The sequence below is a fragment of the Rhizobium sp. YAF28 genome (assembly GCF_052113285.1).
Taxonomy (GTDB): Bacteria; Pseudomonadota; Alphaproteobacteria; order Rhizobiales; family Rhizobiaceae; genus Rhizobium.
On the sequence record NZ_JBFRCX010000011.1, the window covers coordinates 65443 to 91749 of the forward strand.

Consider the following 26307-nt stretch of genomic DNA (forward strand, 5'->3'; position numbering starts at 1 on the left):
ATTTAGGATCTATTGTTTCCAATGGAAAGAAGGTACCTTGGAGATCTATACACACCTGAAAGTAACTGTAATGAGAGACGACATCTTCGACTTCTGCCGCAATATGAGCGACGAGCAGGATGCACGCGCCCGGCAGATGCTGGAACGCGCCGCCGCCAAATGGCCGCTGCGCGTCCTGCATGTGCTTTCTGAGGCCGATGGCCCCTTGCGGTTTTCAAGGGTGCTGGAGCGGGTGGAGGATATCAGCCAGAAGGTGCTGACACAGACATTACGCACACTCGAAAGCGACGGCCTCGTCATCCGCACACTCTATCCGCAGGTGCCTCCGCGCGTGGAATACGAGTTGACGCCACTCGGCCGCGAACTGCTGACCCAGGTCGTCTCGCTCTGGCGCTGGATCGTCATTCACCTGAATGAATTCGACGCCCCCAAACCGGCTGCAAAAAGCTAGGCCGGAAGACGCACAGTCGCTCTCAGCCCACCGAGCGGGCTGTCGCCAAGCGTGATATTGCCGCCGTGGCTGCGGGCGATATCCCGCACGATGGCAAGCCCGAGACCGGTGCCCGAAGCATCGAGATTACGTGCGCTATCCAGCCGGAAGAACGGCTTGAACACATCCTCCCGGTACTTCTCCGGGATGCCGGGACCATTGTCATCGAAGACAATCGTCAGCCACTTCGCGCCATGCTTGGCCTCGATATGGAGCGTGTCGGCATAGCGCCTTGCATTCGAGGCAAGATTGGTCACAAGCCGCAGGAAGGCATTGGGGCGCACCGAGATATGGTCCTCGCCCTCGATGGAATAGGTCAACACCTTGCCATGCAGCTCGAAATCAATCTCGAGCTTTTCGAAGATCTCGCTGAGCTTCAGCTCGCCGACATCCTCCTCCACCTCACCCTTGGCAAAGGCCATATAGGCCTCCAGCATGGTCTGCATATCGTTGACGTCTTCGTTGAGCCCGGCAAGATCAGGGTTGTCCCCGGCGAGCGCCAGCTGCAGCTTGAAGCGCGTCAGGATGGTTCTGAGGTCGTGGCTGACGCCTGAGAGCATCGCGGTGCGCTGCTCCATCTGCCGCTCGATACGCTCACGCATGAGAATGAAAGCAAGGCCGGCCCGGCGAACTTCGTCAGCGCCGCGCGGATAGAAACTATCGGCCTTCTGTCCCTTGCCGAAATTTTCCGCCGCCCGCGCCAGATTGAGGATCGGCCGGATCTGGCCGCGCAGGAACAGGATTGAGATGGCGATCAGCACGAGTGACGCGCCGACCATCCAGAGAATGAAAATATGCGTGTTCGATGCATAGGCCTGGCTGCGTTTGGTGATCACACGCAGGATGCGGTTGTCGAGCTTGATACGGATCTCGATGAGGTTGGAATTGCCGACCGTATCGATCCAGAACGGCCGACGGATTTCTTCGGTGATCTCGTCGCTCAGAATGCCGTCGAGGATCGAGAAGAACGGCTTTTCACGCGGCGGCGGCAGATCTCCATCCGGCTCGATTGAAATCTGCAGGTTGAGCTGGTCGCGGGCAATGCGGGTTATATCGCTGTAATCATCACCCTGCGGATAGGTGTCGATGACCTCGATGATAGCAGCAATATCGCGGGTCACGGCGAGCGACAGCCGCTCCGTCACCATCTGCCAATGACGTTCCATGAAGACCGCTGCGACGACCGACTGCAGAAGCACCATCGGAATGATGATGATGAGCAGCGAACGCGTATAAAGGCCCGTCGGCAATCGCCGGCGCAGCCAGCGCACGAACCAGCGCCAGCCGGGTGCAGGAGAGCGGTCTTCCCGCCGCAAGCTGTCGAATGTCACCATTTGCGCCGGTCCCGAACCCGTCGTTTCAGTCGATGCTCAGCCTGTATCCGATACCGCGCACTGTCTGCAGCCAGACCGGATTGGCAGGATCATCCTCGATCTTGCGGCGCAGACGGTTGATCTGCACGTCGATGGTACGTTCGCCGACTTCCGCATCGTCTCCGATGAGCTCGTGCCGCGGGATAGTGTCGCCGGCCCGGCGGGCAAAAAGCAGCATGATCTCCTGCTCACGATCCGTCAGGCGGATCACTTCTGCAGCCTTCTTCAGCTCCTTGCGCGTCAGCGAGAAGGTGTAAGGACCGAACATGATCTGCTCGATCTTCGGCGTATCGCCGCCGCTGTTGCGCCGCAGGATATTGTTGACGCGCAGGACAAGTTCGCGCGGATCGAAAGGCTTGGGAAGATAATCGTCGGCGCCGGCTTCAAGCCCGGCAATACGGCTGTCGGATTCGGCAAGCGCCGTCAGCATGATGATCGGCACATTCTTCACGGCCCTGAGCCCGCGTGTCACCTCGATGCCGGATTCGCCCGGCATCATAACGTCCATGATGATGAGGTCGAAATCGAGCCCTGCCAGCTTGCGCTGCGCCTCCGCCCCATCAGAAGCAATGGTCACGCGAAAACCATTTTCCGTCAGGTAGCGGTTCAGCAACGCGCGGATACGGGTATCGTCGTCGACGACGAGAAGATGCGCCGCGTCATCGGAAATGCCTGTCTTGACCGCCATTCAATCCGCTTTCTGTCTGTCTCGCATGCCTCTGAGGAATGCCTTTACGCCCTCTCGCGCCTCCGAGGTAGCTCCCTCGAATGCCCGTTCAATACGGCGTGATTGCGGCTCGGCGAGCGCCAGTGCCAACTCCCTGCCCGATTTGGTGGGATAGAGCTTGCGCTGTCGGCGATCCTCCGGGCCTGCTACCTGCCGAATATAGCCTGAATCGATCAGTTGTTTCAGCACTCTTGCAAGGCTCTGCTTGGTGATCTTCAGCGTATCGAGCAGATCGGCGACCGTCATGCCCGGATTTCGGTTGACGAAGTGCACGACGCGGTGATGCGCCCGCCCAAAACCGCTCTTTTCGAGAATGGCGTCGGGATCGGATACGAAGTCGCGATAAGCGAAGAAGAACAGCTCGATGATCTCGAAATCGATGATCCCGACATCTTCCATCGGCGTGGCCAGCGGCTCAGGTTTGCCTGCTTTCGAGCTGGTCTGTCGTGGCACTCGGCATTTCCTCTCTCTTGGCGTGAGCCTTGCGGAACTTTCGCAAAATATGTCAGCTTTATTGACGTAATTTGCGTCGCCGCTAGCTTCCCGCGAACGTTGCAGGCCCGCGGACTGTTCTTTCCCCGGAAACTAAAGCCCGCCCGGCAAATCTCCAACGCAACGCGCAATTTCCCCTTGCGTCAGTGGATAGAACGTAATGGGGACAACAATCAACAGACATGGCGCAAACGTGCCGGAGGAGGCAAGGATGGCTTCAGTTCTCTGAAGCTTACGTGCGGCCGATCGCACGACGCGCGGGAGTGAGATGATGAGCGTTTCCGCGCAGGCGAACCGCATCAACGTGGCGAGAACGCCAATATCGTCTTCGTCGAGGATGGCGTCATTCACACGCCGACCCCGGATTGCTTCCTGAACGGCATCACTCACCGGACGGTGATCGAACTCGCCAAACGCCGTGGCATTGAAGTCGACGAACGGGCCTTCTTCCCGGAAAAGCTGAGCAGCTTCTCCGGGCGCTGCCAGACCGGTTCGACAGCGGACGTTACTCCCGTGTCTGAAATCGGCCCGTATTGCGTCACGCCGGCGACGATCGCCGAAACGCTGATGAATGATTACATGAAAGAATCTATTCGGCCGCCGCTATCGCCGCCGAATAAACCATCCACCGATCATGCGGACCCGGCCAGGCGCGTGCGTTTGCCGGCCGTTTCGTTGTCCAGCGTCCGAACCTTCAGCGTGCCTTGGCCATAACCAGCCCGGCGACCGACGAAAGGATGCCGCCGCCGATCAGTCCGCCAATGCCGTCAGCGATCAGCCCGGTCATTGCTGCTTCCCCGCCGACCATGCTGAGCAGCATGCCGCCGCCAATGCCGCCGATGGCGCCCGCAATCGTGCGGGCAACGACATTGATCGCCTGCTGTTTCAGCGCGGCGCTTGCGACATTGCCGCCGACTGCCCCTGCAACCAGTTGTGTGATGAGCGGAAGTAGCGCTTCCATGATTTTCTCCTCTGGCGATCTCCCCGATCGCCGACTCATGCCATCACCGGATGACATGTTAGAATATTATCATGTTTACGAGGAGAAGTAGAGGATTCTGGCAACCCATGCGAGAGCTCTGCGGATCCTTTATGGAAAGGAGAAAGGCGGCAGCATGGCCGCCTTTCCCATGAGCTTATTGATAGACATAGACGATGCGGCGCGTGCCCGGGTCGACCAGCACCGGCCGATCGTTGATGCGGACATAGCGATACTGGTAATCCGGAATCGTCTCGAATGTCACGTCTGCAGGTACTTCGGCACCGACGACCACATCACCGCCAAGCCGCACGGCCTGCCCCGGCGTAGTGTCGATATAGGTGCGGACTTCCTCCGGCGGCGTAATCGCCTCGACCGAGCCGACCGGACCGATCAGCTCGTCACCGGGTGCAGGCATCGGCTCAGCCGGCACGACACTGGAGGTCGTCTCATAAGTCACCACAGGCACGCCGAGATCGTCGCGATGCTGCTCTACGATGACAGGCGAGCCACCCTGATCGACCTGCAGATATTCGGCATAGACCCAGCCGCGCACGCCGTTTACATCGACGCGGCACCAGCGGCTGCCTTCAATGCAGCCGTCAAGCACGGCTGTCGAGCCGCGCGTGGCAAGGCCGACGGAGGGATATTGCGGGCCAGGCCCGGAGCGGATGTTCAGGTCGTTGATGGACCTCGCCACCATCTCCGCCTGAGCAAGGCCGGCACTCGCAGCCAGAAAGGCGCCGGCCAGCAGAAGGTTTCTCTTCAAGGTCATTCTAGGTCTCCTTGTTGCGATGGGCTGAGAACGCACGGGTTGCGTGGTTGTTCCGCCGCGGCCGGCGTGGCTGAAGAATGGCATAAAGAAGGCCGAAGCAAGCATCTGAAATCGCTTCAAAAATTCACTTGTAGGCAGCGCAGCGCCGCTCTCCGAAAGCCGATAAATTCCTGTTGCAGCCTGTCTTTTTCGCGTGAGCCGGCCGAAAATTCAGGCTGCCTTCGGCTGCGTTTGCGCCTATAGAGACAGGCAATTGAAAGACGCGAAGCGAGGCATTCATGGGCATGCTCCAGGCCGGCATCATTCCGGTAACCCCCTTCCAGCAGAACTGCACCATTCTCTTCGACCCCGATACGAAGGAAGGCGTGGTCGTCGATCCCGGCGGCGACGTCTCTGTCATTTCGGGCGTGATCGAAGAGCAGGGCTTCAAGATCAAGGAAATCTGGCTCACCCACGGTCATCTGGACCACGCCGGCGGCGCCAAGGAGCTCAAGGAAAAGCTCGGTGTCGATATCGTCGGCCCGCATGAGGACGACCTGCCGCTCCTGCAGCGCATAGAAACCCAGGCCGAGAAATATGGCATACAGGGCCTGCAGAACGTCACGCCCGACCGCTGGCTGAAGGATGGCGACAAGATCTCCTTCGGCTCTCACGAATTCGAAGTCTATCACACGCCGGGCCATGCGCCGGGCCATGTCATCTATTTCAACCGCGCCCAGAAGTTCGCCCATCTCGGCGATGTACTCTTCAACGGCTCGATCGGCCGTACCGACCTGCCCGGTGGCAATCATCGCCAGCTTCTCGATTCCATCAGGGACAAAGTGCTGCCACTCGGTGACGATGTCGGCTTCATCTGCGGTCACGGCCCAGGCAGCCGCATCGGTGACGAACGCCGTGAAAACCCCTTCCTGCGGGAGATCTGAACGTGAAACATATGAGCTGGCTGAACCCGCCACCATTCTTCGAGGAACGTGACGGCGCGCTCCATGTCCGCTCCGGCGAAAAGACCGATTTCTGGCAGGGCACCTATTACGGCTTCCACCGCGACGACGGCCACTTTCTGCAGGAAAGCCGCAAGGGTGACTTCACCGCCGAGGTCACCTTCTCCGGCAATTATGAAGCGCTCTACGATCAGGCCGGCCTGATGATCCGTGCCGACGAGAAGCACTGGGTGAAATGCGGCATCGAATATACCGATGGGGCCAGGCATTTCAGCACAGTGGTCACCAACGGCAATTCCGACTGGTCGGCCTTCCGCATCGGCCATGACTTCGATGCCATCTCGGTCCGCGCCACCCGCAACGGCGACGCCCTGTTCATTCAGTACAGCACGGACACCATGGACGAATGGCGCATGGCCCGCCTCGCCTGGTTCGATCCCGCTTTCAAAGAGGTGCTGGTCGGTCCCGTCTTCTGCTCGCCGCAACGCGCCGGCTTCGAAGCCGTCTTCCACGATTTCACATTGAGCGATCCGCTCTCGCGCGACATTCACTGAGCCTGCTTGCAGTAAAGTCAGCCGTAAATGCGCTTCGCGCTTCGGCGAAGACCAGATCATTTATGCAATCGCAAAACGCAGCTGACCGGTCTGGCCGGCCTACATCAGCTTCTGGCCGTTCGGCACCGGCCGCTCGACAGCCGCAAGGACGATATCGCCCTTCTCATCGGCAAAACCGAGTGTCAGCACTTCCGAGCGGAACGGGCCAATCTGGCGCGGCGGAAAGTTGACGACGGCGAGCACTTGTCGCCCGACGAGCCGTTCCGGCGAATAATGAACCGTGATCTGCGCCGAAGATTTCTTGACGCCGATCTCGGAGCCGAAATCGATGAGCAGCTTGATCGCCGGCTTGCGTGCTTCCGGAAAGGGATTTGCCTCGATGATGGTCCCGATACGGATATCCACGCGCGCGAAATCAGCAAAAGCGATCTCTTCAGCCATCACAGTCTTTCTCAGCCGGCGAGCTCTTCGGCGCGCTTGCGGGCAGCCGCAAGCGCCTCGTCGAACAACGGCTGCATGCCATCTTCAGCCATCAATACGGAAAGTGCGGCCGCGGTCGTGCCGCCCGGAGAGGTGACATTCTGGCGCAGGCGCGCAGCGTCGTCGGGGGACTGGTGCAGCAGCTCACCAGCCCCCGCGACTGTTTCCCGCGCAAGACGCATGGCAAGGTCCGCCTGCAGGCCAAGTTTACGGCCCGCTTCTGCCATACATTCGACGAGATAAAACACATAAGCAGGCCCGCTGCCCGACAGCGCCGTCACCGAATCGATATCGGATTCGGAAGGCACCCATTCAACAGGGCCGGACACACGAAGAAGAGCATTGACGCCATCGCGCTGTTCAGCGCTGACACGCGCATTGGCATAGGCGCCGGTCACACCGCGCCCGACCATGGCAGGCGTGTTCGGCATGGCGCGCACCATGGCCGCCTCGCCGAGATGCTTTTCAAGGAAGGCGAGCGTCTTGCCGGCAGCGACCGAAACCACCACCGTCTGAGGCCCGACCACGCTTTTGACCGCCGGAAGCACGGCTTCCATTACCTGCGGCTTCACGGCAAGGAACAGGACCCCAGCCTTGAGACCGGGGGGAGCGGCCGTGACATGGGAGGCACCCGCATCGGCAATGGTCGCCAGCATCGCCGGCGATGGGCCGGGATCGACCACGACCACGGCGGAACCCGGAACGCCGCTCTTCAGCCAGCCGGAGAGCATCGCTCCGCCCATATTGCCGGCACCGATGAGAACGACTGGATTGGCAGCGGAAAAGGCATTCGCAGGCATGTTTTACGCCTCACCGACGGTTTCAAAGAGGACCGCTTCCATCGCCTTGTTGGCTTCCATACCGGACCAGACGACGAACTGGAAAGCTTGAAAATAAGCTTCGCAGGTATCGAGCGCGCTGGAAAGCAGAACTTCCACCTGACGGTTCGTGGGCTCGGCACCGCCGGCAAGCAGCAGCGATTGGCGGAAGATGACGACATCTTCCTGCCGCCACAGGTCGAAATGACCCATCAGCACCTGGCCGTTGATCGCCGAGAGCAGCTTCACCACCTCGTTGACCCTGATTTCGGGAACCTTGATGTCGAAGGCGCAGCCAAGATGCAGCGCTTCGAATTCCTCCATCCACGAGAAGGAGACGTGATAGTCGGCCCAGCGACCTTCGACCGTCATCGCGATCTCGTCTTCGCCGGAGCGCTCGAAGGCCCAGTCATTGTTTGAAGCCACGTACTCGATCATGTCGACCGGGTTCGACTGGCGTTCGACTTCCAATTCCATAAGGCTCATGCAGCACCTTCTTGACCGGAATGAATGCGGCCTAACTTCGTGAAAAACACAAAACGAGACACACGCAATACCGGAAACAACCACTGGGGATGATCGCTGAACCGCTGCCAGACTAACGCAGTGAACCTGCCCGGAGCTTACCAATTCGCTTCGAATCATCATTTAAAATCAGTGTATAATGCCCCTTGCACCCTGCCAGCCCCCTTCACGGAAATTTGGCCTGGCCTGCTGTGGAAAGCACTTATGGAATCAAATTCAGCGGGGGAGGTAAAAGACTCTGCCCATTGGCTTTTTTGGCAGTGTCCACAGGTGAAAAATCACACCCGATTTTTTTATCCAAGATGCGGCATGTAACATATGGGCCACGCCGCACCTTATACAGCATCTTCTTTAAGCTGAGTCACTTGCCCTTTGCAGCGAGCTTGGCCTCGAGCGCAGCGATGCGGGCTGCGAGCGCCTCGTTTTCGTCACGGGCCTTGATCGCCATTTCACGCACGGCTTCGAATTCCTCGCGCTTGACGACATCCATGCTGTTCAGCCAGCGCTCGGCATGAGCGTTGAAGGCGGTCTCGACCTCCTTGCGCACACCCTGCGCGGCACCTGCCGCATCGGTCATCAGCTTGGCGAATTCATCCATGATGCGGTTCGTTCCGGTCGTCATGGCGTATTTCTCCCTTCGCACGACGTGAATGTCAGGCCTTGCGGCCACTGAAATGGAGGTAGGGCTTCGCCGTTAAGGATGCAAGCGCTTTGCACGGGATAAGCCCTTGCGCACGGGGCCGTGACGAACAATGTACTTGACCGCCAAAGATCGCAGCGCCATGTTCCGCGCATCTCAACGGGTGGGAAAACCTTGCCGATAGCTGCTGATCTTCTTGCTATAATGCCTTTCCCTAATATCGACCCGATCGCTTTTTCGATCGGCCCGCTGGCGATTCATTGGTATGGCCTGGCCTATGTCGCCGGCATCCTGCTCGGCTGGGCCTATGCCCGCCGCATTGCTGCAAACCATGCACTCTGGCCGAACAATACCTCGCCCATATCAAGGTCCCAGCTCGACGACTTCATCGTCTGGGCAGCCCTCGGCATCGTTCTCGGCGGCCGCATCGGCTACATTTTCTTCTACGATCTCGGCGCCATCATCGAAAATCCGATCCGCGCCGTGCAGATCTGGAACGGCGGCATGTCCTTCCATGGCGGCCTGACCGGCACGACGATCGCCATGATCCTCTTTGCCCGCCGCAACCGCATCCCGATATGGAGCCTCTTCGATATCGTTGCGACGGTCGTGCCCTGTGGCCTGTTCTTCGGCCGTATCGCCAATTTCATCAATGGCGAGCTCTGGGGCCGGCTGACGGATGTGCCCTGGGCAGTCGTCTTTCCGACTGGCGGCCCCTTCGCCCGCCATCCGAGCCAGCTCTATGAAGCCGGCCTCGAGGGCATCGTCCTGCTGCTCGTTCTTGCCGCCCTCGTCTACGGCGCCAAGGCCCTGAAGAGCCCCGGGCTCATCACCGGCGTCTTCGTCTGCGGCTACGCGCTCTCACGCATCTTCGTGGAATTCTTCCGCGAGCCGGATGCGCAGCTCGGCTACCTGCTCGGCACAAACTGGCTGACGATGGGCATAGTCCTGTCCCTCCCGATGATCCTGCTCGGCCTTTGGGCGATCTTCCGCGCCCGCCGCCAGGCTGCTGCCCTGCAGCACTGAAGCTCCCGGAACGACCGCCATGACCACCGCATTAAGCGAAAAGATCAAGACGATCATCCAGGCAAACGGGCCGCTCAGCGTCACCGACTATTTTTCGCTCTGCCTTGCCGATCCCGAACACGGCTATTACCGCACCCGCGAGCCCTTCGGCCGTTCGGGCGATTTCGTCACCGCACCTGAGGTCAGCCAGCTCTTCGGCGAAATGATCGGCGTCTTCGTCGTCCACGCCTGGCAGCGCCACGCAACGCCTGCAGGCGTCCGCCTCGTCGAGATCGGGCCCGGCCGCGGTACGATGATGGCGGACATGTTGCGCGTGATTTCGCGCATCGCCCCGCCGCTCTTCGACAACATGACGATCCATCTCGTCGAAACCAGCGAACGCCTGCGCGATATCCAGAGCCAGACGCTGGAAGCCTATGAAGGCAAGATCAGCTGGCATGCTGGCTTCGACGAAGTGCCCCCCGGCTTCACATTGATCGTCGCCAACGAACTCTTCGACGCGATCCCGATCCGCCAGTTCATCCGCACCTCGACCGGCTTTCGTGAACGCATGGTCGGCCTCGACGCCGATGGCGAACTGATGTTTGCGGCCGGCGTCGCCGGCCTCGATCCAACGCTGCTGCCGGAACCCGCGCAAAACGTGCCGGCCGGCACCCTGTTCGAGATTTCGCCTGCCCGCCAGGCGGTCATGAGCGCCATCTGCGAAAGGCTGCGGATCTTCAGCGGCACAGCGCTTGCGATCGACTACGGGCATCTCGTCACCGGTTTCGGCGATACGCTGCAGGCCGTGCGAATGCACGAATTCGATCCGCCGCTTGCCCATCCCGGCGAAGCGGATCTGACCAGCCATGTCGATTTCCAGCAGCTGGCGGAGACGGCAGCGTCTGCCGGCGTCCACATTAACGGCGCACTGCATCAGGGCGACTTCCTGACCGGCCTCGGCATCCTCGAACGCGCCGCAGCCCTCGGCCGCGACCGCGAGCCGAATACGCAGCAGATCATCCAGAGCGCGGTCGATCGGCTCGCCGGTGCAGGTGAAGGCCGCATGGGCGAACTCTTCAAGGTGCTCGCCGTCTCCTATCCGGCGATCGACCTGATGCCGTTCCGTCCGGTGGATTGACAGCCAGCCTTACGCTCGCCAACATCCGCCGCAAAATGACACCGCTTCGCCGGACAATGTCCGGCCAGGATGACGTCGAACCCTCTCCAAAGCCCCGGAATATTATCAGATGACAGACGCGGCCTCTCCCGCACCGATTGAAAGCGCGCTGCTGAACGAAGCGACCGGCGGCGCGATCCGCCACGGCTATTTCACCCGCGCAGGCGGCGTTTCGCAGGGCATCTATCGCGGCCTCAATGTCGGCCTCGGCTCGCATGACGAACGCGAAAATGTGCAGGAGAACCGCAGACGCGTCGCCGCCTGGTTCGACCTGCCGATAGAGCGACTGGCAACCGTCCATCAGGTCCATTCGCCTGACGTCGTCACCATCGGGTCCGACTATGATGGTGTGCGGCCGCCGGCGGACGCGATGGTCAGTGCGACACCGGGTATCGCACTTGGGGTGCTCGCCGCCGATTGCGGCCCGATCCTCTTCGCCGACCCCGAAAACCGCGTCATCGGTGCTGCCCATGCCGGCTGGAAGGGCGCGCTGACAGGTGTGCTTGAAAACACCATAAATGCCATGGAAGCGCTTGGTGCCGACAGGGCCAATATAGTCGCCTGCCTCGGCCCCTCGATCAGCCAGGCAAGCTATGAGGTCGGCCCGGAATTCGTCGAGCGCTTCCTTGCCTATGATCCGGCCTATGAGCGTTACTTCATCCCCTCCCCGACAGCGGGTCACGCCATGTTCGACCTGCCAGGCCTGACCGTCGATCGGCTGAAAAACGCGGGCGTGCGCGCCGAAAGCCTCGGTCTCTGCACTTATCCCGATAGCGAGCGCTTTTTTTCCTATCGGCGGACCACACATAAAAAGGAGCCGGATTACGGCCGCCAGATTTCGGCGATCAGCATCAGGGAGATGTAAGCAGCATGGCACTTCATTTCGAACGGGCTGAATTCGCAAGCCGGCTTGCCCGCCTGACGGACAAGATGAAGGAAGAAAAGCTCGATGCCCTGCTGCTCTTTGCGCAGGAAAGCATGTACTGGCTGACCGGCTACGACACGTTCGGCTACTGCTTCTTTCAGACGCTGGTCGTCAAGGCTGACGGCACAATGACGCTCCTCACCCGCTCGGCCGACCTGCGTCAGGCCCGGCATACCTCCGTTATCGAGGACATCCATGTCTGGGTCGACCGCGTCAATGCCGATCCGACGATGGACCTCAAGAACCTGCTGGTCGAAATGGACCTGCTCGGCACCCGCATCGGCGTCGAGTACGACACGCACGGCATGACCGGCCGCGTCGCCCGGCTGCTCGACGCGCAGCTGACGACCTTCGGCCAGATCAGTGATGCTTCCTACCTCGTCAGCCACCTGCGCCTCATCAAGAGCCCAACCGAGGTTGCCTATGTCGAGCATGCCGCCGTGCTGGCAGACGATGCGCTGGACGCAGCGATCCGCCTGACCAAGCCGGGTGCCGATGAGGCCGATATCCTCGCCGCCATGCAGGGCGCGGTTTTCTCCGGCGGCGGCGACTATCCGGCCAACGAGTTCATCATCGGCTCCGGCGCGGATGCACTGCTCTGCCGTTACAAGGCCGGCCGCCGCAAGCTCGACGCCAATGACCAGCTGACTCTCGAATGGGCCGGTGTTTACGCACATTATCATGCCGCCATGATGCGTACGATTGTCATCGGCGAGCCGACGCATCGCCACCGAGAACTCTACAATGCCTGCCTCGAAACGATCCAGGCGATCGAGACCGTGCTGAAGCCTGGCCATACCTTCGGCGATGTCTTCGACATGCATGCCAGGATCATGGATGAGCGCGGCCTCGCCCGCCATCGCCTGAATGCTTGCGGCTATTCGCTCGGCGCGCGCTTCTCGCCGTCCTGGATGGAGCACCAGATGTTCCATGCCGGCAATCCGCAGCCGATCGAGCCGAGCATGTCGCTCTTCGTGCACATGATCATCGCCGATTCCGACACCGGCACAGCCATGACCCTCGGACAGACCTATCTGACGACAGGAGAAGCCCCTCGTGCACTTTCGCGCCATCCGCTGGATTTCATCGGGGTCTAACCTCCGCAATCACCGGCAAGAATCCGGAATTGACAGACAGGTCCCCCCACCCCCATAAATTCGCATGGGGCTGACGCGAATGTGGGAAGGACGAACCGAGGGATGACGCGAGTTGCGACTGCACCCACGCTCCTGATCTGTCTTGCCTTGCTTTCTGCTTGCAACACGACCGATGCATTGACGCTCACGCCGCCGATGGAAATCGGCGACTCTTCGATGAGTCAGCGCTCATCCACACCGGTGACGCAGAGCGAAGCCGAGCGTATGGCCGGAGCGCCGCAACGGACCTTCCCGGCGACACCCCGCCGGAACAGCTATACGCCAGCTTACAGCGAGCAGACCTATCCGACCCAGCCGAACTACCAAGCGCAGGCCTACCGGCCCGGCACCGGCGCTCCGCCGACGACTATGCAGGCCCAGGCCGATGCGCTTTCCCGTGACGGCTCTTCGCCCGCTGCCTCCGGACCGATCGAAGGCCAATCACTGGCGCCACCATCCGCTGCCACCGAGCAACCGGCACCGCAGCAGCCGACGCAGACAGCAGCGCTTGATCCTTCGGTTTCATCATCGACCTCGGTACGCGGCAATACAGTGCGCTTCCTGCCCATCATCGGTGCGCCCGTACAAGCTGTCACCCCGCTGTCCCGCCAGCTTGGCGCGGAGGCGCGCGCTCATGGCCTTGCCATCAAGAGCTCCAACGACACCAGCAGCGACTATATTCTGAAGGGTTACCTCTCTGCTTTCAGCGACGAGGGCAAGGTCACCGTGGTCTATGTCTGGGACGTGCTTGACAATGCCGGCGCCCGCCTGCACCGCATTCAGGGACAGGAAAGCGTGCCGACGGCGGCGGCCGATCCCTGGGCCGGCGTGCCCGCCTCCGTGATGCAGCAGATCGCCTCAAAGACGATCACCGAGTTCACATCCTGGCGGCAAAGCCAGGGCGGTTAGTCACAAGCTTTTTATAAATATAAAAGTATGTGACGCCTTAGCCCTTGCATTCACCGGGAAGCTGGCTAAAAAGCGCGGCTATCAGCGCATAACAGGCGGACCAAGATGAAGGTTTTCGCAGGCAATTCGAACCGGCAACTCGCCGAAGCGATCTGCAACTATCTCAATGTTCCCTTAGGGAAAGCCAGTGTCCGAAGGTTTGCCGATCAGGAAATCTTCGTGGAGATCCAGGAAAATGTGCGCGGTGAGGACGTTTTCCTCGTGCAGCCGACCGCCTTTCCCGCCAACGACCACCTGATGGAACTGCTGATCATGATCGACGCGATGCGTCGTTCGTCAGCTCGCCGCATCACGGCCGTTCTCCCCTATTTCGGGTATGCCCGTCAGGACCGCCGCGCCTCCGGCCGCACGCCGATCTCCGCCAAGCTGGTCGCAAACCTCATCACCGAAGCCGGCGCCGACCGCGTCATGACGCTCGATCTCCATGCCGGGCAGATCCAGGGCTTCTTCGATATACCCACAGACAATCTCTTCGCTCTTCCCGTGCTGACACGCGACATCAAGAGCCACTATGACCTCAGCAACGTCATGGTCGTCTCGCCTGACGTCGGCGGCGTGGTGCGCGCCCGCGCGCTCGCCAAACGGCTGGACTGTCTTCTGGCCATCGTCGACAAACGTCGCGATCGGCCGGGTGAATCCGAAGTCATGAACATTATCGGCGACATCACCGGCAAGGACTGCCTGCTGATCGATGACATCGTCGATTCCGGCGGCACGCTCTGCAACGCGGCCGATGCGATGCTCGCCAAGGGCGCATCCAGCGTCACCGCCTATATCACCCACGGCGTCCTCTCCGGCGGCGCGGTCACCCGCGTCACTTCCTCGAAGCTGCGCGAACTCGTGATTACGGACTCGATCCAGCCGACCACGGCCGTGTTATCGGCCCACAATATCCGCGTCGTCACGACTGCTCCGCTGATCGGCGAAGCCATCAGCCGCACGGCCCAGGAAGAGTCCGTCTCCAGCCTCTTCGACTAAAAGAGCCGGTATTTGACCGGCTCTTTCGATCTTCGAATTGCAGTTCCCTTAACGTTATCGCTGATCCGCGTTGTGTGGCCCTCTCAAAGATTGACCATTAACAGTCACTGAGCCGTCAGCGTACCAAACGACAGCCCAGAGTAAACTGCCGTCCGAACTATTGGTATCAGCAAAGCCTTTGGCCATCATCATCCCAAAGCTGACCTGGCTGAGATCAGGTGCCTTTTTTGTGAGCTCCTGAACGGCAGCAATCGACTTGTCGAAATCATGAGCTGAAATCCAGAGCTCAAGCTGTGGGTTCTTGCCATCGACTTTACGAACAGTTCCGAAGATCTTCAGATCATATATGCCCGAGATCAGTTTCAACTGCTTGAGACTAATCGACATCGACTTGCTGCCGATCAGCTTTTCGCTAAACTTCTCACCCATTGCCCTCACATCGTCCTTGGTCTGAACTTGGGCAGTGATCAATTCGTTTCCGGCGGACGCGAAATCCAGACCTTCAAAGAGAACCTGCATATCCACATTATTCGGCAAAAGGGCCCAATAAGCGGCCGGCACCATCTGGCTATACATCTTCATATCCTGTGCCTTAACCGCCCAGGCTAGCCGCATTGCGTCAGGCTGCCCCTGAAGAATGACCGCAGAGCTCAAATACCCTGCCGCCAGATTTACCAGGGGGCTCGTGACTGTGAGGTTGGCTGCAGAAACTGATTCATTTAAAAACGAGAGAATCGGAAATGACGCAGTCAACAGTGTCCCGAACTTCTCAAAATCCTCAAGATCCTTAAACGATCCACCGCCATTAGCAAAAAGCGAAAGTATGAGGCTGTTGAATTCCTTTTTTGGAACATCGTTCAAGTGGTATTCGTGATCGATCTTGGCTGCGGAAATCTTAAAATCCGGTACCTGTGATTGAGATGCCTCCTGATAGTAATCCGAGAGCGACCAGCTACCGCTATAGTCGACGTGTCCGTTACCGGCAGAACTAGCTCGCCAATTTATCGTGTTGTCCATTTTGCCAGCGAGAAAAACAGCTTGGCGCTCGCCTATTTTAGAAAGGAAATCAACACCCCAGGCGGATGTATTTAACTGAACGCCAGATGTATTTAGATCAATCAGACCATCGAGCACAAAAGATCCGATGGTAAAATTGCCCTCAATAACTTTCCCATCGACTCCTTTAGCCAGCAGGGAGGCCTTTACACTATTCTCAGCATTGAGCTTGGCTACATTGTTGTCTTGTGGCGTGAAGAAAAACGACCATGGCCCGAACCCGGTCATCCTGAACGTCTTCGGATCCAGCCCATCGAAAAAGCCATTGAAATCAAGAGTGACTTCGAGACGGTCACCTGCCGGCTTGACTGTCAGGAAATCCGAATCCGCAAGATCTGGATACGAGCTGAGAAGGCCGGCGCGGAAATCGTCAGCATCTTTCTGCCGCATCTCTATAGCCTGCACCGAGCCGGTTGCAAAGAGAGCAAACAGCCCTGCAACCGCAACAAGTTTGAGACGCACCTCTAAAATCTCCCTATTCGCGCTGGTTGCAAATATGTGAGGGCCGCAGGACGCAAAGTCAAGCACAGCCATCGACGAAAGTCCTTTAAAAACAAAGACTAATGAACGTTTGGCACTAGGCAAAAAAGCCGGCGCGAGGCCGGCTTTTTTTCCATTCCAAGTTGCATGTCGGAGCGCTTATTGCGGCTGCTCCGATTCCTGACCCTGTTCCTGTTCGGGCTCCTGTCCTTGATCCTGATCCGGCTCCTCGGCATCCGGCCCCTTGATCTGCTGGCCGTTGATCGCCACAGAACCGTCGCCGGCGACGCTGATATCCCAACGCGAGCGGCCATCCGGGTCCGTCTTGGCAAAGCCCTTGGCCATCATCATGCCGAGGGAGACCTGCTGGAGGTTCGGATCGCTCTTGGCAAGCTCCTGGATGGCGGCGATCGACTTGTCGAGATCCCGCGCCAGGATCGAAGCTTGGAGCGAATAATCCTTCTGCGTATCGACGCGGCCCTGCAGCTTGCCAGTGACGTCAATATCGTAGACATCCGAGACCGCTGTGAACTTCGGCAGGTCGACGACGACGACGCCGTCGTGGAAGAGCTTCTCGGCAGCCAGCTTGCCGCTTTCTTCCGAATTGTTGCCCGACGAGAAATCGATCTTCATGAACTCATCGCCGAAAGCGGCGAAATCCATGTCCGGCACGGCGATCTGCATATCGATGCTCTTCGGCAGGAAGGCATGGTAGCTCGCCGGCACGACCTGGCTGTCGAGCGTGACCTCCTGGGCATTCATCCCGAAGGCAAATCGGACCGCATCGCTCGGCCCGTCGACCGAGAAATTATAGCCGAAGGCCTTGGCGCCGCCACTTCCGGCGACGGTGCCGACCGCCAGATTATTTACCGTGATCGTTTCGTTGGCGGAGGAGAACAGCGGAAAGGATGCCTTGAGGACGGACTTCAGCCTTTCGCCGTCTTCCTTGCTGAGCTCCTTCTCATCCACATGGTCAAGGATAAAGAAGACGATATCGCGAATTTCCTTCGCCGGCAGGCTGGCCACATCGGCATTGAAGTCGATCGAATCCGCCTTGATGGTGACCGGCGGCGTCTGCGCGCTGGTAACCGTCTCCGACAGCGCGGTAAACGCGCCACTCGCCTTGAAGTCCAGCCGGCCATTGCCGCTGGCGCTGTCAGTCGAATCGAGCCTGTAATTCAGGCCGGCAAAGCTCGCATCGACCTGATCGGCTTCGGACTTCGACGTGAGGCGGATATCGCTGGCCTTGAAATCGCCGGAACGTAGATAGGCGATCGCCGGATCGAAGACACCGTTATAGACCATCGAGGCAATGGAATAAGTGAAATCGGTGCTCTTGTCGTCCGGCCCCTTGACGTTGCCGGAGATGTTGAAGCTGTTGTTGCCTTCGAGATTCCAGAGCCCGCTGTCGAGCGGTGTGGCGAAGACCGACCAGGGCGTCAGCCCGTTCACCACGTACTTGGTCGTATCCACTTTCGAAAGCAGCTTGGCAAGATCGTAGATAACCTCATAGCGGGTACCCGCCGGGTTGACGGTCACAAAACCACTCTTGGCGAAATCCTCGGGCAGGAAGCCCGTCAGGCTGTCGCGAAGCTTGTTCGCTCCATCCTGATTGATCTCAGCCCCTTGCGCTGCCCCGAACAGCGATAGGGCAACAAGGCTCGTTGTCGTGACAAGTTTGAGACGCATTCACACTCTCCTCAGCCGCTTTGAATGCGGCCATAGGAAGATCGGATATCTTCCGGTGTCAACCCGGCACGTTTGGACAAATATTATTTTGCGACCACGGCTGAGAGTGAACGTATCCTGCCGGGCACTACCGCACGCGAAGGCCCTCGATTCTGATCTCGCCGTGCGTCAGGCCGCAGTGTTGAGGGTAACCGATTGTTGTTCCATTCGCGCCGGGCGACCGAAATAGTAGCCCTGGGCCTCGTCACAGCCTTCCGACGTCAATAGTTCGAGTTGGCTCAACGTTTCGACCCCTTCAGCAAGCACAGGGATCGACAGGCCGCGTCCCAGCGCCAGGATGGAGCGAATGACCGCCTTTGCTTCCTGACTGGTCTCGACTTCGTTCATGAAGCTGCGATCGAGCTTGATCTTGTCGAAGGGGAACGAGCGAAGGGTCTCGAGCGACGAATAGCCTGTTCCGAAATCGTCGATGGCGATCGCAACGCCCTGCTGCTTGAGCGCACGCATTGCAAGCAGCGCCTTGCTTTTGTCGACGATGATCGATGACTCGGTTATTTCAAGTTCGAGCCGCGATGCTGGCAGGCCCGTTTCCTGGAGGACGGAGCGAACCAGTTCGGCGATGTTTGCATGGGCGATCTGGATGGGCGAAATATTGACGGCGATCTTGATGTCGTCCTTCCAGCTGACCGCTTCCTTGCATGCCTCGCGAAGGACCCATTCTCCGATAGGCATGATTGCACCGCATTCCTCGGCAATCGGAATGAAATCGACGGGCGGAATATTTCCGCGTTCAGGATGGTTCCACCTGAGCAGCACTTCGTAGCCGGTCGTCTTGCCGGTCGCCACCGACTTCTGCACCTGATAGTGAAGGTACATCTGGTCGCGCTCGATCGCGACCCAGAGGTCACGCGCCAGCCTTCTCCTGTCGCGCGACACTTCATCCATGGACTCTTCATAGAAGCAGACATTGCGCCCGACCTCGTGTTTTGCGCGATACATGGCCAGATCTGCGTTTGCGAGAAGCGTTTCGGCGCTTTCGCCGGCGTCGGGGTAAAGTGCGACACCAACGCTTGCGCCGGGGACGATGTGATGCCCCTCGAAATCCATCTTCTCCATGAGCGTGGCTTCCAGCCGCGCAACGAAGTCGTCTAGCTCTGCCCTGTCATTGAAGCGCTTCACGGCCGCGAACTCATCACCGCCAAGCCTAGCGACGAGTTCCTCGTCACGCAGTATCCCGTTCAATCGTGCAGCCAATGTGCTCAACACGAAATCTCCGGCCACATGGCCCATCTGGTCATTGATCTCTTTGAATTTATCCAGATCGATGCCAATCACCGCAACCTTGGTCGACAGCCTTTTGGCAATTGTCAGCTGATGTGAGAGATAGTCATTGAAGGTGGGACGGTTCGGCAGACCGGTCAAAGCATCGTGCTTGGCCATGAACGCGATTTTCTCTTCGCGCGCCAGCCGCTCGGTAATGTCTTCGAATGTCGTAACCCAGCCACCATCCGCGAGAACATTGAACGTCGCAAGAATTGACCGGCCGCTCGTCGTCTGATGCACAAGGGTCTTCTGGCCGGAGCGCATGGTCGCCATATGCCTGCGATAGTGATCGGTCGCCCTCGAATCCGCGGCGTCACAATCGCCTAAAACGATCTGATAGCCGTTGCGAACGATCTCGGAATAGACAAGACCTGGGCGAATGAAATTCTCAGGGAACCCGAAGAGCTGGCTATACCTGGCGTTTGCGAGGATCAGCCGCTCATTGCGGTCAAACATCGAGATGCCCTGGCTCATGTTCTCCAGTGCCAGATCGAGGTTCCTCGATACTTCTTTGATGCGATCCCCGTCGATCTTTGCCTGCGTGATATCGCGGGTAATCTTCACGTATCCGATGAGATCATGGCCATCGTCATACACGGGTTGGATGACGACATGTGCCCAGAACGAGGATCCGTCCTTGCGAAAACGCAGCCCCTCTGCCTCAAATCTGCCGTTGGCGAGAGCGGATTCGAGCGCTCTCTGCGGAAGGCCATTCTGCTGATCCTCTATGGAGTAGAACCGGGCGAAGTTCTGGCCAACGATATCAGCGGCGCTATAACCCTTCGCGCGTTCCGCCCCCGTATTCCAGTTCGTCACGACGCCTGAAGGATCGAGCATGTAGATTGCGTAATCCGTCACGCCCTGCAAAAGCAGCTCAAACTTGGTTTCACTCGCACTCGCCTGCTTGGCCGCCCGAAACGCAATGATCGATGCCGAAATGCCTGAGGCGAGCATTGAGATCGATACGACGAGAATGATCGCCAGAAGGAACGGCTTGGAAAGCGCCTGCGGCTCGATCGCGTTTGCGCCCCCTTCGATAATCGCTAGCGCGCCCATTGCGGTGAAGTGCATCAAGACGATGCCGAGCGACAATGCAGATGCCGCAGCGAGAATGCTCCAGTTCGAACCTTTCCAGTTCTTTGTGAGCGTGAACCCCCAGGTCGCCATGGCAGCCGATACGATCAGCGCAGCAGTAACGAGATGCTGATCCCAACCGATGGTCCCAGGAACCTGCAGACCGGCCATACCGACGAAATGCATGGCTGCAACGCCGACGCCAAAGACAAGGCCTGCAGCAATATTGGCCTGAGAACCCGGAAGCGACACCGCGGCAAGGCCTGCCACAAAGGTAGAGGCAAAAGCCGCACCGAGCGAAATAAGCGTCAGATCGCGATCATAACCGACGACGATGCCCGGATCATAGGCGAGCATAGCGACGAAATGCGTCGACCAGATGCCGAAGCCGCCTGCCGCCCCCGCCACGGAGAGCCAGATCCAGCGTGGCACGCCGTTTGACCTGCCAGCACTTCTCAGGAACAGGATCGTTCCGAGATTGGACACAAGGCATAGTGCGGCGGCCAGAAGAACCAGCGTCAAGTCATGTTGGTATGTCAGGCAGTATACGATCGCAAACATGAGAAAACCCATTCTTTTCAAGCCTGACATCGGTCTTGCCGCGTTAAAGAAGGGATAATCCGGCGTCTTCACAGGTAAAGTGGAACCTTCTGTTCGACTTTGTGATTAACGGCCAAACAACGAAGGCTTATCAGCGGTTTTTGGAATTACTTGCAAAACACCAGGGATTGCATTTCGCGATCTTTTCGGGTGTAGTGCCGATGAGGCGCGATCAGCGGATACGGCCAACGGCATTGGTCCTGTCGACCGAGCCTGTCACCGCTTGCGTTTGCGTGACACTTATATTATAGGCCACGCGTCCGCGTAGACACCCTTGGAGGCAACGCGGATGAGGATGGGCTTGCCCGCCTCCGGTCCGACGGCACAAGGCTTCAAGCTCGCCGCGGGCTCTCCAAATAACCTCGAAAGGACTTGCCATGAGCCACGAAACTTACGAGCTCAAGGCCGAGGCGCGCGAACGGGTTGGTAAGGGGTCCGCCCGTGAACTCCGCCGCAACGGCTTTATTCCCGCTGTCATCTATGGTGACAAGCAGGCCCCAGTTTCTATCGCTATCAACACCAATGAGGTGACGAAGCGCATTCATGCCGGTGGCTTCATGACCACCGTTGCGACCATCGACGTCGACGGCAAGAAGTACAAGGTTCTGCCGAAGGACTACCAGCTCGATCCGGTCCGCGACTTCACGATGCACGTCGATTTCCTGCGCGTATCTGGCAACACCCAGGTTACCGTTGAAATCCCGGTTCACTTCGTCAACGAAGACAAGTCCCCGGGCCTCAAGGTCGGCGGCGTTCTGAACATCGTGCGTCACGAAGTCGAAGTTCACTGCCCGGCTGACGCGATCCCGGAATTCTTCACGGTTGACCTTTCCGGTCACAAGATCGGCGACAGCATTCATATTTCGGAAGTCACCCTGCCGAAGGGTGTGACGCCCGTCATCACCGATCGCGACTTCACCATCGCGACGATCATTGCTCCGGCTGGCGGCATCGACGAAGCTGCTGCCGAAGGCGAAGCACAAGCCTGATCGCTTCTACCAATTTGTAAAGCATAAGGCCCGTTTTCCGTGAGGAAGACGGGCTTTTTCATTGCCGAAAAAGGCTTATTTCAGCAACATTTAACACATTTATGGAAGCATGCTCCGGCTGGTTGCGAAGTCCCCGCCCTGCTGCGTGACCGCAGAATATTCCGACCCCGTGGAGCAAACGGAACCATGAATAATTCCGTTGAGAACAGATTTTTTGCGATTGTTTGCGGCGCGCTGCTTGTTTTTGTAGCTCCCCTCTTTGTTCTTTTTCTTTTCCTTTCCTCTGAGCGTGCCGACAAGGAAATACGCGACCATATTTCCGTTCTTCTTGTGGCGAATGCCCAGGCGCTCGCCAAGCCGCTTTGGGATCTCGATGCCGATAGCGTGACCCAGATCAGCGCGACGGTCGTTTCGCAGGGCGCCATCGTCAAGGTGGAGGTCCGCGACCAGTCCGGCGAGCTCGACGTCAGCCAGTCGACCATTCCGAGGTCCTTCGATGGCAAGCTGGTTCAGGTTTCCCGGGCCATCATCTACAACACCGTCGATGGGCCGAAGAACCTCGGCAGCATTTCCGTCTTCTATCCGGCACTCGGCCTGTTTTCCGGCCTGAAGCAGGAAGAGGTCGTCTTCATTTCGATCTTCATTTTCGCGGTGCTGGCCGTTTTCGCCACCGCACTCATCGGCAACCGCATCTTCGTCATCCAGCCTCTGATGCGACTGACGGCTGCGATCGAGGCGACACGCCAGCTCGGCTCCCGCCACCATGTCGACTGGCAGTCGAACGACGAAATGGGCCGCCTCGCCCAGAGCTTCAACGAAATGCAGACGAAGCTTGAAAACGAGGAAACCGAGCTGAAGCTTGCGCATCGCCGCACCACCGATATCTACAACCTGACGCCCGCCATGCTCTTCTCCCTCGACGAGGAAGACCACATCACCGCCGTCAGCGACTACTGGCTGTTTGCGACCGGCTATCACCGCGCCGCCGTCATCGGCCGGAACTTCTCCGATCTCGTTACCTCCTTCACCCGTGACAAGTTCATCAAGCGCAAGAGCCAGCGTGAGAACGGCACCGGCGACGTCACCGTCAAGTTCATCTGCATGGACGGCCGCATCATGGACGTCCTGATCATGGAATCGGCGCTCACGACTCACGGAGAGGAAGGTCAGTCGCTCTCCGTCATGACCGATGTGACGGAGCTGAAGGCCTCCGAAGACCGCAACCATCGCCAGGCAATCACTGACCATCTGACCGGCCTCCTGAACCGCCAGGGCTTCGAAGCCGTGCTCGACAGCAAGATCGCAGCCGCCGATGCCGCCGATCAGGAACTCGCCTGCCTCTTCGTCGACCTCGACCGCTTCAAGTGGATCAACGACAATATGGGCCACGCCGCCGGTGATGCCGCCCTCATCGAACTCGTGGAGCGGCTGAAGACGCTGCTTGCCCCCTCCGATGAAGCTGCCCGTCTAGGCGGCGATGAATTCGCCATCCTGCTGCCGGCAAAGAATGCAGAAAAACGCGCCCGCGCCATGTGCGACCAGATCGCTTCGATCTTCGAGACGCCCTTCGGCCCGGACATGCATCTCAGCGCCTCTGTTGGCATTGCGATCTATCCTCGCCACGCTGCGACCGCCGCCGAACTGCTGCAGAAATCCGACATGGCCATGTACGCCAAGAAGCGCGATGGCAAGAACGGCGCACAGATCTTCGATAGCGGCATGCTCGATCATGCCCGCCGCCGCGCCGAGATCGAAGCCCATATCGAAGCCGGCCTCGCCGACGACTGGTTCGAGGCCTATCTCCAGCCGATCGTCAACCTGAACGGCCGCGGTATCGCCGGCTTCGAGGCGCTGATGCGCCTCAATCATCCGCAGAAGGGTCTCATGCCACCGGCCGAGATCATCAGCGTGGCCGAAGAGACTGCCAAGATCGTCCGGGTCGGCAATGTCATCATGGAAAAGGCGATCGCCAATCTGGCGAAGATTTCTCGCCTGCCCGGCATGCAGGACACCTATCTCGCGATCAATTTCTCGCCGTTGCAGTTCGAGCCGGCGCTCGCTGCCCGCCTTGCCGCCATCCTCGGCCGCCACGGCATCCTGCCGGATCGTATCGTCGTCGAGATCACGGAGGCTGTGCTGATGCACGACAACCCGCAGATCCGCATGATCGTGACGGAACTCCGCCGTTTCGGCTGCCGCATAGCGCTTGACGATTTCGGCACCGGTTATTCGTCGTTGAGCTATCTCAACCGCTTCCCGGTCGACATCATCAAGATCGACCAGTCCTTCACCCGCGCCATCAATGATGCTGACGATGACGTGCGCCAGAAGAGCCGCATGCTGATCGAAGGCATCACCACGCTGTCGCACAAGATGAACTGCACCGTCATCGCCGAAGGCATCGAGACGGAGGAGGAATGCAGTACGCTGCACCAGATGGGCCTTGATTATGGTCAGGGCTATCTGTTCCACCGTCCGCAGAATGCCGCCAAGCTGATCGAGGAACTAAGCAGCTCGCTGCCGAACGTGGCACGCGCTTCATGAACTGACGAAATATCGGAGGTATCGCGATGAAAAAGCTGCTGCTTCTTGCACTTTTGACCCTGCCCTGTTTTGCCACGTCTGCCTCGGCCGAGACGGTATCCTTCGTGACCGAGGAATACGCCCCCTTCAACTACCGCGACGGAAAAGTCATCAAGGGCGCGACCGTCGAGCAGGTCGAGAAGATCATGGCCGATATCGGCGTCGAGTATACGATCGAGATAATGCCCTGGGCCCGCGCCTTCAGTCTCGCGCGCGCGACACCCATGACCTGCGTATTCGCAACCGCCCACAATGCCGCGCGTGACGGCCTGTTCAAATGGGTCGAGCCGCTGCTCGTTGACCGCAACATCCTGATCACCCGCCAGGGTTCGGGCGTCTCTGCCACCAATCTTGAAGAGGCAAAGAAATACGTCATCGGCACACAGCGCGACGATTACACGGAAGTGACGCTGAAGGAGAAGGGCTTTACCAAGCTCGACGTCGCCAGCGATTTCAACGCAACGCTGCGAAAGCTGCTTGGCGGGCGCATCGACATGATGCCGATCTCCGAACTCTATTTCGACAAGCTGAAGGCCGACCAGCCGCTGGAAATGGTGACGGTACTGTCCTCCCAGCCGATGGGTATTGCCTGCGAGAAGAATTTCCCGGACGATCTTCTGGGCCGCATGCGGGCCTCGCTGGACAAGCTGATCGCCAGCGGCGAACAGAAGCAGATCTTCCTGAAATATGGTCTGCATCTGCTGAAATGATCGGCCGCCTGCCGTTCACGCCCGCCTTTGCCACTTGACTTTGCCGCCATTTCGCGGTGGTGAACGCCAACAGCTCTTGCAAGGAAGACAGGCCATGCTGATCATTGCGGGTCTCGGCAATCCCGGCGCGAAATATGCCGGCAACCGGCACAATATTGGCTTCATGGCGGTGGATGCCATCTACCGCCGCCACAGCTTTTCGCCTTGGTCGAAGAAGTTCAAGGCTGAGATTTCCGAAGGAGAGCTGGCGGGTGAGAAGGTGCTGCTGATCAAGCCGCAGACCTTCATGAATCTGTCAGGCGAAGCAGTCGGCGAAGCCATGCGCTTCTACAAGCTGCAGCCTTCCGATCTCGTGGCGATCTATGACGAGCTCGATCTGCCGGCCGGCAAGGCGCGGCTGAAGACCGGCGGCGGCCATGGAGGCCACAACGGCATCAAGTCGCTCGACGCGCATTGCGGCAAGGAATACCGCCGCCTGCGCCTTGGCATCGGCCATCCCGGCGTCAAGGAACTGGTGCATAACCATGTGCTCGGCGATTTCGCCAAAGTCGACAGCGACTGGCTGGAGCCACTGCTCGACACGCTTGCCGACAATGCCGAGATGCTGGTCCGCAAAGAGGATTCCCAGCTCATGAACAAGATCGCGCTGGCGCTCGGCGGCAAGGCGGAAGAGGAAAAGCCGAAGCCGGAGAAGAAGCCAGCGGGAAAGTCCCATATCCATCAGGCCCGCAATCACGGCCAGCAGAAGCTTCCGGCGACCGGCCCCATGGCCGAGATGCTGAAAAAGATGTTCGGCAACAAAGGCGACTGAACGCA

26 protein-coding genes and 1 pseudogene are annotated in these 26307 nt (G+C 59.0%); 14 read left to right on the forward strand and 13 right to left on the reverse strand.

The features are described 5' to 3' along the window. Positions 1–70: 70 nt before the first annotated feature. Positions 71–451: a winged helix-turn-helix transcriptional regulator gene (locus tag AB4Z13_RS24100; RefSeq protein ID WP_442206972.1), complete on the forward strand. Its 381-nt coding sequence runs from the start codon at positions 71–73 to the stop codon at positions 449–451. Here the strand turns inward: AB4Z13_RS24100 and AB4Z13_RS24105 are convergent. From AB4Z13_RS24105 to AB4Z13_RS24120, 4 genes are all read right to left on the reverse strand, one after another. After that, positions 448–1824: an ATP-binding protein gene (locus AB4Z13_RS24105; RefSeq protein WP_113323657.1), complete on the reverse strand. Its 1377-nt coding sequence runs from the start codon at positions 1822–1824 to the stop codon at positions 448–450. The genes AB4Z13_RS24100 and AB4Z13_RS24105 overlap by 4 nt on opposite strands. 25 nt (positions 1825–1849) lie before the next feature. Then, on the reverse strand, positions 1850–2551 hold the full coding sequence (locus tag AB4Z13_RS24110; protein ID WP_007824352.1) for a response regulator: 702 nt from the start codon (positions 2549–2551) through the stop codon (positions 1850–1852). Continuing rightward, complete coding sequence (locus tag AB4Z13_RS24115) at positions 2552–3043, reverse strand: MarR family winged helix-turn-helix transcriptional regulator (protein WP_310386998.1); 492 nt, start codon at positions 3041–3043, stop codon at positions 2552–2554. A gap of 132 nt (positions 3044–3175) precedes the next feature. Continuing rightward, positions 3176–3433: a hypothetical protein gene (locus AB4Z13_RS24120; protein ID WP_442206973.1), complete on the reverse strand. Its 258-nt coding sequence runs from the start codon at positions 3431–3433 to the stop codon at positions 3176–3178. On the opposite strand from AB4Z13_RS24120, the pseudogene AB4Z13_RS24125 reads away from it, so the two are divergent. Beyond that, positions 3398–3670: pseudogene (locus AB4Z13_RS24125) on the forward strand (aminotransferase class IV); the annotation flags it as partial. The gene AB4Z13_RS24120 and the pseudogene AB4Z13_RS24125 sit on opposite strands and share 36 nt — an antisense overlap. Before the next feature lie 106 nt (positions 3671–3776). On the opposite strand, the gene AB4Z13_RS24130 reads toward AB4Z13_RS24125, so the two are convergent. Together AB4Z13_RS24130 and AB4Z13_RS24135 are read right to left on the reverse strand one after the other, a co-directional pair. Further along, the gene (locus AB4Z13_RS24130) at positions 3777–4043 is read right to left on the reverse strand and encodes a hypothetical protein (protein WP_113323654.1); all 267 of its coding nucleotides are present in this window, start codon (positions 4041–4043) and stop codon (positions 3777–3779) included. 175 nt (positions 4044–4218) lie between these two features. Continuing rightward, positions 4219–4836, reverse strand: coding sequence for a DUF1236 domain-containing protein (locus AB4Z13_RS24135; protein WP_439016041.1), 618 nt, complete (start codon positions 4834–4836; stop codon positions 4219–4221). A gap of 278 nt (positions 4837–5114) precedes the next feature. On the opposite strand from AB4Z13_RS24135, the gene AB4Z13_RS24140 reads away from it, so the two are divergent. Further along, on the forward strand, positions 5115–5759 hold the full coding sequence (locus AB4Z13_RS24140) for an MBL fold metallo-hydrolase (RefSeq protein WP_310386993.1): 645 nt from the start codon (positions 5115–5117) through the stop codon (positions 5757–5759). An 11-nt stretch (positions 5760–5770) separates the two neighbouring features. Further along, positions 5771–6331, forward strand: coding sequence for a DUF1349 domain-containing protein (locus AB4Z13_RS24145; RefSeq protein WP_442207055.1), 561 nt, complete (start codon positions 5771–5773; stop codon positions 6329–6331). Positions 6332–6430: 99 nt separating this feature from the next. Here AB4Z13_RS24145 and AB4Z13_RS24150 read toward each other — a convergent pair whose 3' ends face one another. From AB4Z13_RS24150 to AB4Z13_RS24165, 4 genes are all read right to left on the reverse strand, one after another. Further along, complete coding sequence (locus tag AB4Z13_RS24150) at positions 6431–6772, reverse strand: tRNA-binding protein (RefSeq protein ID WP_442206974.1); 342 nt, start codon at positions 6770–6772, stop codon at positions 6431–6433. 11 nt (positions 6773–6783) lie between these two features. Then, positions 6784–7611, reverse strand: coding sequence for a pyrroline-5-carboxylate reductase (gene proC / locus AB4Z13_RS24155; protein ID WP_439016044.1), 828 nt, complete (start codon positions 7609–7611; stop codon positions 6784–6786). Between the two features lie 3 nt (positions 7612–7614). Then, complete coding sequence (locus AB4Z13_RS24160; RefSeq protein ID WP_113323648.1) at positions 7615–8115, reverse strand: YbjN domain-containing protein; 501 nt, start codon at positions 8113–8115, stop codon at positions 7615–7617. A 400-nt stretch (positions 8116–8515) separates the two neighbouring features. Continuing rightward, complete coding sequence (locus AB4Z13_RS24165; RefSeq protein ID WP_113185736.1) at positions 8516–8776, reverse strand: accessory factor UbiK family protein; 261 nt, start codon at positions 8774–8776, stop codon at positions 8516–8518. Between the two features lie 192 nt (positions 8777–8968). Here AB4Z13_RS24165 and lgt point away from each other — a divergent pair, with 192 nt between their 5' ends. From lgt to AB4Z13_RS24195, 6 genes are all read left to right on the forward strand, one after another. Then, positions 8969–9820: a prolipoprotein diacylglyceryl transferase gene (lgt, locus tag AB4Z13_RS24170; RefSeq protein WP_439016045.1), complete on the forward strand. Its 852-nt coding sequence runs from the start codon at positions 8969–8971 to the stop codon at positions 9818–9820. A 19-nt stretch (positions 9821–9839) separates the two neighbouring features. Next, positions 9840–10940: a class I SAM-dependent methyltransferase gene (locus AB4Z13_RS24175; RefSeq protein ID WP_439016046.1), complete on the forward strand. Its 1101-nt coding sequence runs from the start codon at positions 9840–9842 to the stop codon at positions 10938–10940. Positions 10941–11049: 109 nt separating this feature from the next. Further along, positions 11050–11844, forward strand: a complete 795-nt coding sequence (pgeF, locus tag AB4Z13_RS24180; RefSeq protein WP_442206975.1) for a peptidoglycan editing factor PgeF — start codon at positions 11050–11052, stop codon at positions 11842–11844. Between the two features lie 5 nt (positions 11845–11849). Beyond that, a complete protein-coding gene (locus AB4Z13_RS24185; RefSeq protein WP_113324361.1) occupies positions 11850–13001 on the forward strand; it encodes a M24 family metallopeptidase in 1152 nt (383 codons plus the stop codon). Positions 13002–13103: 102 nt separating this feature from the next. Continuing rightward, the gene (locus AB4Z13_RS24190) at positions 13104–13949 is read left to right on the forward strand and encodes a hypothetical protein (protein WP_442206976.1); all 846 of its coding nucleotides are present in this window, start codon (positions 13104–13106) and stop codon (positions 13947–13949) included. A gap of 105 nt (positions 13950–14054) precedes the next feature. Then, on the forward strand, positions 14055–14987 hold the full coding sequence (locus AB4Z13_RS24195; RefSeq protein ID WP_007824382.1) for a ribose-phosphate pyrophosphokinase: 933 nt from the start codon (positions 14055–14057) through the stop codon (positions 14985–14987). A 54-nt stretch (positions 14988–15041) separates the two neighbouring features. Here AB4Z13_RS24195 and AB4Z13_RS24200 read toward each other — a convergent pair whose 3' ends face one another. The 3 genes from AB4Z13_RS24200 to AB4Z13_RS24210 all read right to left on the reverse strand — a co-directional run bounded on the left by AB4Z13_RS24200 (position 15042) and on the right by AB4Z13_RS24210 (position 21170). Then, positions 15042–16577, reverse strand: a complete 1536-nt coding sequence (locus tag AB4Z13_RS24200) for a hypothetical protein (RefSeq protein WP_442206977.1) — start codon at positions 16575–16577, stop codon at positions 15042–15044. A gap of 105 nt (positions 16578–16682) precedes the next feature. Next, entirely contained in the window at positions 16683–18212 is a 1530-nt protein-coding gene (locus AB4Z13_RS24205; RefSeq protein ID WP_442206978.1) for a hypothetical protein, read from the reverse strand. Positions 18213–18380: 168 nt separating this feature from the next. Then, positions 18381–21170, reverse strand: coding sequence for a bifunctional diguanylate cyclase/phosphodiesterase (locus AB4Z13_RS24210; RefSeq protein ID WP_442206979.1), 2790 nt, complete (start codon positions 21168–21170; stop codon positions 18381–18383). Between the two features lie 416 nt (positions 21171–21586). Between AB4Z13_RS24210 and AB4Z13_RS24215 the strand changes: the two genes are divergently transcribed. The 4 genes from AB4Z13_RS24215 to pth all read left to right on the forward strand — a co-directional run bounded on the left by AB4Z13_RS24215 (position 21587) and on the right by pth (position 26302). Then, a complete protein-coding gene (locus AB4Z13_RS24215; protein ID WP_442206980.1) occupies positions 21587–22198 on the forward strand; it encodes a 50S ribosomal protein L25/general stress protein Ctc in 612 nt (203 codons plus the stop codon). 186 nt (positions 22199–22384) lie between these two features. Beyond that, the gene (locus tag AB4Z13_RS24220) at positions 22385–24742 is read left to right on the forward strand and encodes an EAL domain-containing protein (RefSeq protein WP_442206981.1); all 2358 of its coding nucleotides are present in this window, start codon (positions 22385–22387) and stop codon (positions 24740–24742) included. 26 nt (positions 24743–24768) lie between these two features. Beyond that, positions 24769–25491, forward strand: a complete 723-nt coding sequence (locus AB4Z13_RS24225) for a substrate-binding periplasmic protein (RefSeq protein WP_442206982.1) — start codon at positions 24769–24771, stop codon at positions 25489–25491. Between the two features lie 94 nt (positions 25492–25585). Further along, positions 25586–26302: an aminoacyl-tRNA hydrolase gene (gene pth / locus AB4Z13_RS24230; RefSeq protein ID WP_442206983.1), complete on the forward strand. Its 717-nt coding sequence runs from the start codon at positions 25586–25588 to the stop codon at positions 26300–26302. Positions 26303–26307: the final 5 nt, after the last annotated feature.

What these genes read in the sequence shown, in the direction of transcription:
- AB4Z13_RS24100 (WP_442206972.1), top strand. Translation starts at nt 71, where the DNA reads ATGAGAGACGACATCTTCGACTTCTGCCGCAATATGAGCGACGAGCAG.
- AB4Z13_RS24105 (WP_113323657.1), bottom strand. Translation starts at nt 1,824, where the DNA reads ATGGTGACATTCGACAGCTTGCGGCGGGAAGACCGCTCTCCTGCACCC.
- AB4Z13_RS24110 (WP_007824352.1), bottom strand. Translation starts at nt 2,551, where the DNA reads ATGGCGGTCAAGACAGGCATTTCCGATGACGCGGCGCATCTTCTCGTC.
- AB4Z13_RS24130 (WP_113323654.1), bottom strand. Translation starts at nt 4,043, where the DNA reads ATGGAAGCGCTACTTCCGCTCATCACACAACTGGTTGCAGGGGCAGTC.
- AB4Z13_RS24135 (WP_439016041.1), bottom strand. Translation starts at nt 4,836, where the DNA reads ATGACCTTGAAGAGAAACCTTCTGCTGGCCGGCGCCTTTCTGGCTGCG.
- AB4Z13_RS24140 (WP_310386993.1), top strand. Translation starts at nt 5,115, where the DNA reads ATGGGCATGCTCCAGGCCGGCATCATTCCGGTAACCCCCTTCCAGCAG.
- AB4Z13_RS24145 (WP_442207055.1), top strand. Translation starts at nt 5,771, where the DNA reads ATGAGCTGGCTGAACCCGCCACCATTCTTCGAGGAACGTGACGGCGCG.
- AB4Z13_RS24150 (WP_442206974.1), bottom strand. Translation starts at nt 6,772, where the DNA reads ATGGCTGAAGAGATCGCTTTTGCTGATTTCGCGCGCGTGGATATCCGT.
- proC (WP_439016044.1), bottom strand. Translation starts at nt 7,611, where the DNA reads ATGCCTGCGAATGCCTTTTCCGCTGCCAATCCAGTCGTTCTCATCGGT.
- AB4Z13_RS24160 (WP_113323648.1), bottom strand. Translation starts at nt 8,115, where the DNA reads ATGAGCCTTATGGAATTGGAAGTCGAACGCCAGTCGAACCCGGTCGAC.
- AB4Z13_RS24165 (WP_113185736.1), bottom strand. Translation starts at nt 8,776, where the DNA reads ATGACGACCGGAACGAACCGCATCATGGATGAATTCGCCAAGCTGATG.
- AB4Z13_RS24175 (WP_439016046.1), top strand. Translation starts at nt 9,840, where the DNA reads ATGACCACCGCATTAAGCGAAAAGATCAAGACGATCATCCAGGCAAAC.
- pgeF (WP_442206975.1), top strand. Translation starts at nt 11,050, where the DNA reads ATGACAGACGCGGCCTCTCCCGCACCGATTGAAAGCGCGCTGCTGAAC.
- AB4Z13_RS24185 (WP_113324361.1), top strand. Translation starts at nt 11,850, where the DNA reads ATGGCACTTCATTTCGAACGGGCTGAATTCGCAAGCCGGCTTGCCCGC.
- AB4Z13_RS24190 (WP_442206976.1), top strand. Translation starts at nt 13,104, where the DNA reads ATGACGCGAGTTGCGACTGCACCCACGCTCCTGATCTGTCTTGCCTTG.
- AB4Z13_RS24195 (WP_007824382.1), top strand. Translation starts at nt 14,055, where the DNA reads ATGAAGGTTTTCGCAGGCAATTCGAACCGGCAACTCGCCGAAGCGATC.
- AB4Z13_RS24200 (WP_442206977.1), bottom strand. Translation starts at nt 16,577, where the DNA reads ATGGCTGTGCTTGACTTTGCGTCCTGCGGCCCTCACATATTTGCAACC.
- AB4Z13_RS24205 (WP_442206978.1), bottom strand. Translation starts at nt 18,212, where the DNA reads ATGCGTCTCAAACTTGTCACGACAACGAGCCTTGTTGCCCTATCGCTG.
- AB4Z13_RS24210 (WP_442206979.1), bottom strand. Translation starts at nt 21,170, where the DNA reads ATGTTTGCGATCGTATACTGCCTGACATACCAACATGACTTGACGCTG.
- AB4Z13_RS24215 (WP_442206980.1), top strand. Translation starts at nt 21,587, where the DNA reads ATGAGCCACGAAACTTACGAGCTCAAGGCCGAGGCGCGCGAACGGGTT.
- AB4Z13_RS24220 (WP_442206981.1), top strand. Translation starts at nt 22,385, where the DNA reads ATGAATAATTCCGTTGAGAACAGATTTTTTGCGATTGTTTGCGGCGCG.
- AB4Z13_RS24225 (WP_442206982.1), top strand. Translation starts at nt 24,769, where the DNA reads ATGAAAAAGCTGCTGCTTCTTGCACTTTTGACCCTGCCCTGTTTTGCC.
- pth (WP_442206983.1), top strand. Translation starts at nt 25,586, where the DNA reads ATGCTGATCATTGCGGGTCTCGGCAATCCCGGCGCGAAATATGCCGGC.